Here is a 1,971-nt window from a genome sequence, read left to right as displayed (position 1 = left end):
GAAGCCAAAAACCTTTTGGAAAAAATTTCATTATATTTAAAGGAGTTCTTGGACGATAAAGTCCTCGAGGAGTTGAACGTGGCATTCGTAAGCATCGGACAAAAATATGGTTTCGTCAGCGCGGGCGATGTCTTTCGCCAAAAGCTCGCTGAAGCTACAAAAACAGCTTTAGGAAAAGGCAAAGCGGAAGGGCTTTCCAAAGGCCGTGCGGAAGGAATTCGCCAAAATACGCGTTCCCTCGCCAAAGGCTTTTTGAAAAAAGGCGTTTCCGTTGAAACGATTGCCGAAGTCACCGGCCTCACAATCGACGAAATCAAAGCATTGTAAAAAAAGAACCGCGAAAGCGGTTCTTTTTCATTTTGCAAAATTCATTAACTGCAAGCACTTTCGTCCGTCTAAATAAAAAATCTTCGCGCCCCATTTTAGCAAGTCATTGTCTTGCTCATGCAAAAGAACTTGATGTTCTTCAGAATTTTCAGGAAGCTTGGAAGCGAGTTTAAACTTGAATACGTCAATCGTTTTTTTGGGTGGCGTAAATAATCATAGACTAATTCAATGATGATTTTATAAAACAATTCCGCAGCGTAAAATGTGTTTACTGATTTCTTTATTTTGAATTTCATTCCACAATAAAATGTCAAAATGATACGGAAATAGCGTTTCTTCATTGAGCTTGAAACTAATCAACGCAACATCATGATACGAGGCATTTTCTCCAAAAAGACATAAATCAATATCGCTTCTAGGCTTCCAAGTTTTCTTTGCTCGACTTCCAAACAAAACAATTTTTTCAATGTTTGAATTCGCCAAGCAAATTTTTTTGACTTCTGACATTTCGGAATTCGAAAGTCCTGTTTGATTTTTCAGGTCAGTAATTTCACAGCTGTTTTTCAAGATATGCCTCTAAATTTTTCAAAAGAAAAATGTAATTCTGTCGAATTTTTTGTTCAGAAATTTCTGCAGTTTTTTCATCGTAAATATGCGACATTAAATTTCTACTTTCCAAACATTCTAACCAAGATTTTCCATCTTGAATCATTTGAATTTGAAACGCAGTCTTAATTACAGAACGCGGAGAATCCACATTTTGATATCCATTGTATTCTAAAAAATCTTTCATCGTTTTCCACGATAATTCAAAAGACATTTCAAAAAATTGAATAATCCCAGCCCGATAAACCACATCGGGATTTTCACTTTTGAGAGCAAACTCTAGATTTGCCACAGCCTTTTTCAGATTAGAAAATCTCTCTCCATCGAATATCTTGTTTATTTTCCATACTCGTTTCCATTTTTCTTTAAATATAAAATATAATTCCGCAGCTAATTACTCACGACGATTCCACAGAAAAAGCGCGGCGGAGCCGCGCTTGGGGGTTTTAGGGGGACACCCCTAGGAGAAGGGGTGAATGGAAAACCGTTAGGTTTGGAATTCAGGGGAAGGCTTTCCCCTTTTACTCAATTTGTTTCGTTTATCTTTCCAAACGAAAAGTCCTGCTAAAAGCGTTCCCGAGATGCTGTGATAGGCGCAGCTAATTGCGCACGGAAACACGCACAAAGCGGCGTCGGGATTCGCTTGAATCATTTCAGGGCTTGCAAAAAATGCAGAGGCCAAAACCGTTGCCATGCCTGCGTTTTGCATGCCGACTTCGATGGAGATGGTGCGCTTTTTTGCTTTGTTGAATTTAAAAAGGCGACCGACGGAATAGCCCAAAATGTAGCCCAAAGTGTTGTGGCAAAAGACGACTGCTAAAACCAATACGAGTAATGAAATTCCTTGATGGATGAGTTGCGGGCGCACGGTGACAATCACGCTTCCGACAATTAACGCAAGGCCGATTACACTCAGCGATGGCATATAAGATTGAATATTTTTGAGGCATCATCAATATGTGTGGTAGCATTTAGGCAGCCTTGCTAGATGATTCTCTCGATTCCGATTCCCATTCGTAGGCTATCTTTACATCGACA

At 39.5% G+C, this 1,971-nt stretch carries 3 protein-coding genes and 1 pseudogene; 1 reads left to right on the top strand and 3 read right to left on the bottom strand.

Features of this window, described 5'->3' with window-relative positions; genetic code table 11:
* Positions 1-327: pseudogene (locus B0H50_RS12945) on the top strand (hypothetical protein); the annotation flags it as partial.
* A gap of 237 nt (positions 328-564) precedes the next feature.
* Here the strand turns inward: B0H50_RS12945 and B0H50_RS12940 are convergent.
* From B0H50_RS12940 to B0H50_RS12930, 3 genes are all read right to left on the bottom strand, one after another.
* Positions 565-834: a nucleotidyltransferase family protein gene (locus B0H50_RS12940; RefSeq protein WP_146193779.1), complete on the bottom strand. Its 270-nt coding sequence runs from the start codon at positions 832-834 to the stop codon at positions 565-567.
* A 43-nt stretch (positions 835-877) separates the two neighbouring features.
* Complete coding sequence (locus B0H50_RS12935) at positions 878-1,237, bottom strand: HI0074 family nucleotidyltransferase substrate-binding subunit (protein ID WP_408609885.1); 360 nt, start codon at positions 1,235-1,237, stop codon at positions 878-880.
* Between the two features lie 183 nt (positions 1,238-1,420).
* Positions 1,421-1,858 (bottom strand): bile acid:sodium symporter family protein, encoded by a 438-nt coding sequence (locus tag B0H50_RS12930; RefSeq protein ID WP_199219646.1) that lies wholly within the window; start codon positions 1,856-1,858, stop codon positions 1,421-1,423.
* Between the last annotated feature and the right edge of the window lie 113 nt (positions 1,859-1,971).

It is taken from the genome of Hallerella porci (genome assembly GCF_003148885.1).
In the GTDB taxonomy this organism is placed as follows: Bacteria; Fibrobacterota; Fibrobacteria; order Fibrobacterales; family Fibrobacteraceae; genus Hallerella; species Hallerella porci.
The sequence above is the reverse complement of the archived record's forward strand: the minus strand, read 5'-3'. Positions and strand labels throughout refer to the sequence as shown.

Coding starts and splice junctions, on each gene's coding strand:
- B0H50_RS12940 (WP_146193779.1), bottom strand. CDS start 834: ATGTCAGAAGTCAAAAAAATTTGCTTGGCGAATTCAAACATTGAAAAA.
- B0H50_RS12930 (WP_199219646.1), bottom strand. CDS start 1,858: ATGCCATCGCTGAGTGTAATCGGCCTTGCGTTAATTGTCGGAAGCGTG.